Annotated in this window: 2 protein-coding genes; both read right to left on the reverse strand. The window is 32.1% G+C overall.

Going from position 1 to position 4810, the window contains the following annotated elements:
• Positions 1-226 precede the first annotated feature (226 nt).
• Positions 227-1777 (reverse strand): hypothetical protein, encoded by a 1551-nt coding sequence (locus tag LS81_RS10385; protein WP_034344171.1) that lies wholly within the window; start codon positions 1775-1777, stop codon positions 227-229.
• A gap of 59 nt (positions 1778-1836) precedes the next feature.
• On the reverse strand, positions 1837-4810 hold a 2974-nt coding region (locus tag LS81_RS11705), incomplete at its 5' end, for a putative barnase/colicin E5 family endoribonuclease (protein WP_473806622.1).

Raw genomic sequence — 4810 nt, forward strand, 5'->3', positions numbered from 1 at the left:
AGCCATAAAATCGCTGTATGCTAAAGCTTTTTGATCATCTGTAAAGGCATAATCTGGCATATGTTTGATAAAGCTTTCTAGTGCATCTTTATAAATTTGACTATCTTTCATCTTAGCTTCTATAAAATCAAAGTTTTCTTGAAATTTCTTTAGTGTGAGATTTTTTGTTTCTAACATGGCTTGTCCTTTATATATTTTGTTGTAATCTAAACTTTAAGTGTTCCTGTTATATTTTAGCTTTGAAATACAATAAATCCTCATCATTTCCCTTTATGAGTTTCTTTAATTTAGAGAGAGTTTTAATATCATAAAAGGTTTTATGTAAAAGCTCTCCATTTTGAGAAATTGCAAAACTAGCTAAAGACACAAGACCATTTTCATTTACAAAAGGTTTGTAAAACACATAGGAATCTTGTATAATTTCTTTGTCACCTATCTGAATCCTAGATTTGTTTTGCATTTTGGAATCTAGCGAGTTATTGCTCCTTTGTAGGCTTTTGCCTTGTAGAGACACTTTAGGACGATACTTTTGCCTCACTATAAAAAGCGGATTGACTAAAGTATCTAAAAATGCTCCGCTAAATTCTTTCCTATCTACATTGTAAGTATTTTTCACAAAATGATTATAAGCCTTTGGCACATTGATTTTAATTTCTCCTATGAGTGTATTAACTTTAGCATTACCCTTACCATCTGTCCTAAACTGCTCTTTAAACTCCCTAAAACTTAGCACCTTTGGTAACTTTGTAGCTTCATTTTTCAAAGCTTCTATATTTAGATCTCCAGTAGAGTTCAAAAACCTAGATTCCAGCTCCTTGCTTTGCTCCAAATTAACACCCTTAATGTTCTCTTTCTCATAAGAGTTTGTAAAATCTTCTTTATAATTATCTATGATCTCATACAAATTCTTTTTTAAGCTCTCATAAGCATTATTTTTCTTTAGCATAAAGGCATCTTTAGCACTTACAAAAAACCTTAAGATATTATCTACTAGCTTTTCAAACACTCCTACTTTTTTAAGCTTTTCTCTAAAGTTAGGATTGCTTAGCTCTGCTACAAACTCGTGGCTGTTTTTAAGTCCATAATCTCCTTTATATCCTACTTTTGATTTTTCATACATTTCAAATCCTAGCTCTTTATGATTTTTATGCACTTCTTCATAAAGTGCTTTTATGTTTTCTATGGCTTTAATTTGATTGGCACTTAAAAGCTCTTTTTTACCACTATCATAAGCTATCATTGCTCTACTTGTAACGCTATGAATAAGCTCATGCAAAAATACCTCTGTTTTTGATTGTGAGATTCTATTGTTTTTTACTCTTACAGAGTTACCCTGTGTATAATACACTCCATCAGCTTCTTTAGACAAAAACTCATTGTTAATAGCTTGTTTTACCTCTACACCTAGCTTTTGTGCTATGGGGAAGATTTTCTCAAACAACTCTATTTGTTCTGTATCTGGTTTAAAACTATAAAAAAGCTTTCTTCCTCTCTCTTCCCCATCTTTGGTATTGAGATAATAGGTTAATTTCCTTTCTTGTATTGCATTATCTAAAATCTTTAATACTCTTTTTTGATTTTTTTCTATAAGTCTTTTAAGCGTTGCTTTGACACTTTCATAAGCGGTTTTATTCTCTATAATCTTTGGGTCTTTGGCTTTTGTTAGAAACTCTCTTAGAGTTCCTAAACCAATTTTATTGTCTTTTAGCACTTTTTGTAATTCTTTAATTTTATCCTTTGTTTCAAATTCTAATTGTGAGATTGCAACCTTTTTCAAACTCTCTTCATCTTCACCTATAAATTGTGATTTAGTAGAAAGCGATTTTATCTTTTCATCTATCTCAAAAGGTAGAAAGTCTTTTTCTCTAAAACATTTTGTAGTTTTGTTATCTCTTCTAAAAGCTTATTGTTTTGTTCTGTGATTGCTTCTTTGATAATCTCTCCTTTCTCTTCATCACTTGCATTTTCTAATTTTTGCTTTAGATGTGTTAAATCTTGTGTAGCTTGTGTTGAATCTTGCGTTGCTTCTTTTGTTTCTTTCACACTTAAGTCTTGCTCTTTTGCTTCTTTGATTAAGTCTTTTGTGGTAGGATTAGGGGCAGAATCCATTAGAGAGAGATTGTTTCCACTCTCTAACTCTTTTGAGTTCGTAACTTGGTCGAAATTCTGTGCGTGTGGATTCTCACTTTGTTTGCTTATTTCCTGCTTTTGAATCGAGCTTTTATATTTATTATTTAATTGTTCTTTAATCTCAATAGCTTTGCTTGTGATTAGCTCACTTTCTTTGCTATCGTGTATTCTTTGTCGATTTTGCAATTCTAATTGATTGTATTGTTGTATTGTTTCATATACTTGTTTTAGCTTGTCATTAAATGCTGAGGGTTTTTTGTCTAAAAAATATTTTTTAAACATTTCTACATCTTTAGCGTTTGATAGCTTTTGTTTATTAAATTCTCTTGTATAGAATCCAAATTTAGTCTCAAATTCATAATACAAAGGTTTATGATAATCTCTGTATTCTTTATAGAATGTATTAAACTCATCTAAGGCTTGTTTGAAATCTGCTTTAGTTATGCTGGTGTCTTGCAAAGCTCTTATTTCTTTATCCATAATCTCATTAACATTTTCTTTTAATAGCCTTAAGCTAACTTTGTTAATGGGTTCGTATTGCAATATTTCCTCATAGCTTGAAAAATGTGGCATAAGTCTTTTGGCTTTTTTATAGGCTCTCTCAAGTATTTGGCTTTCCTCATCTATGAGTAAGCTTTGTTGTTCCATTAGGCTCTCCCATTTTTCACTACCTACCAAATCTTTGCTTTTTAAATCCTCTTTGTGTTCTCTTAAAAGCTTTGCTTTATCTTGTAGTGTCTTGTCTTGTTGCTCAAACTCATCAAAGATATTTTTTAGCTCCTCTTGTCCCTTATGTTGTTTTGATTGGTCTTTTGTGCTAGAATCTTCTTTAGAGTTTAAAGGCAGAGTCTCGCCTTTTGTGATTGCGGAAGATGTATATAAACTTTCCGCATTCTCTTTTTTATCAAGGTTTTTTACTGCATTGTCCGAAGTAGAAGTAAAAGGGTGTTCGGTGAAAGTGTCTCTCTTGTCCTTGTTTTTTTGGAAAGCTGTAATGATAAAGTTTCTTTTATCTCCTTTATATTCTGCACTCAATCCTATTACATAATTATCTTTTTCAATACGATACCTTATATTGTTTTGGTTGGTTAAATTACCTTTTTCTATAATTTCAGGGATTAATCTTATATCTAAATCTGGGTGCTTATCTAGTATATGTGCTAATCCATAGCCTTTATGATTTTTAGGATCTGTTACTTCCCCCCAAACAAGATCAATATCCCCTAAGCCTTCTTTATAAAATGCTCCTGCAACTTGTCCTTTGTATCCTTGCTCTAGCTCCTCTTTGGCTAATCTTCCTGCCTCTTTTCTAGTCTCATAATCTTTAGCTTCAGTTAAAAGCTTTTGTATTGCTCTCTTGCCATCTTTGTAAAACTCTGCGTAATTTGTTCCAAATTCTTTTAAGGGTCTAATATCAAAAAGATACTCCAAATCTTTTCTTTGTCTATTCATAGCTATTTTATCAAATCTCCAACCTCCCAAATAGATAAGTTCAGAATCTGGCTTTGTTCCTATTTCACTCCACCTTGCATGATCAAAAAGAGGCGAATCAATATAAGTATATTGTATTTGCTTGGGATACTCACTCATATGAAGTCTTGTAAGCAGTGCGTTATGTAGTTTATTTATATCTAGCTCTTGGCTTGGGAAAAATGTCTTATTGCCTATGCTAAGCTTATTTTCATAGTTCCCTCCGATATTGCGATAATATCTTTCATGGTTTGTTAGCTCTTCTTTGCTAAAAGGCTCTAGCATATCAAAATATGGCTTACTCACTCTCTCACTTCTCTCTAGCATATCCTTTATATGAATATCGTTTAGCTCATAGCCCCTTTGGTGTAAAAAAGGCTCAAATTCATTATTTATCTTTTCAGTTATTGGCTTTATTTTCTTTCTCCATTCATCTTCAAGCCTTTGTTTTATCTTTTTGCTTTTAGTTTTTTCAATTTTATTTCTATAACTTCGTGTGATTTCTTCTTGCTGCTTAAAAAGCTCATTATCTTGCTTATATGCCTCTTTTATTTGCTCTAATTCCTCATCGCTTGGTGTTTTTAGCTCTCTTATTGTGTATTTTGTAGTTTTTGTGCTAGAATCTTCTGTGAGTTTAGGGGTAAAGTCCTTCTCCTTTTTAAAATCAGCGGGGTTGTTAAAGCGTTGATTTTCTCGCTTATCAAATGCAGTTACTACCCATTTGTTATCGCCCCTTTTTACACCATTATCATTCCACCCTTTATTAATTCCTAAAATATAATCATTATAATAGATATTTGCACCACTAAATGTTTCTTTAACTTCGCCTTTTTCTATTATCTCTGCTATAAGTCTTGGATCTAAATCTGGGTGCTTATCAATTATATGTGCTAATCCATAGCCTTTATGGTTTGCTTTGTCTGTTACCTCACCCCAAACAAGATCAATATCCCCTAAGCCTTCTTTATAAAATGCTCCTGCAACTTGTCCTTTATATACACCTTGCTTTGCTTCATTTTCTGTGAGACTTCCTGCTTCTTTTCGTTCTAAAAAGTCTTTAGATTCTATTAGTAGCTTCTCTATTGCTCCTTTTCCATCTCTGTAAAATTCAGCGTAATTTGTTCCAAATTCTTTTAAAGGATTGATACTAAAGCTAGTTTCGATATAGCTTCTTGTTTGCGAAATAAACTCTAGTAACTGCTTGTGCTGT

The organism is Helicobacter trogontum (assembly GCF_000765905.2).
Lineage (GTDB): Bacteria > Campylobacterota > Campylobacteria > Campylobacterales > Helicobacteraceae > Helicobacter_A > Helicobacter_A trogontum.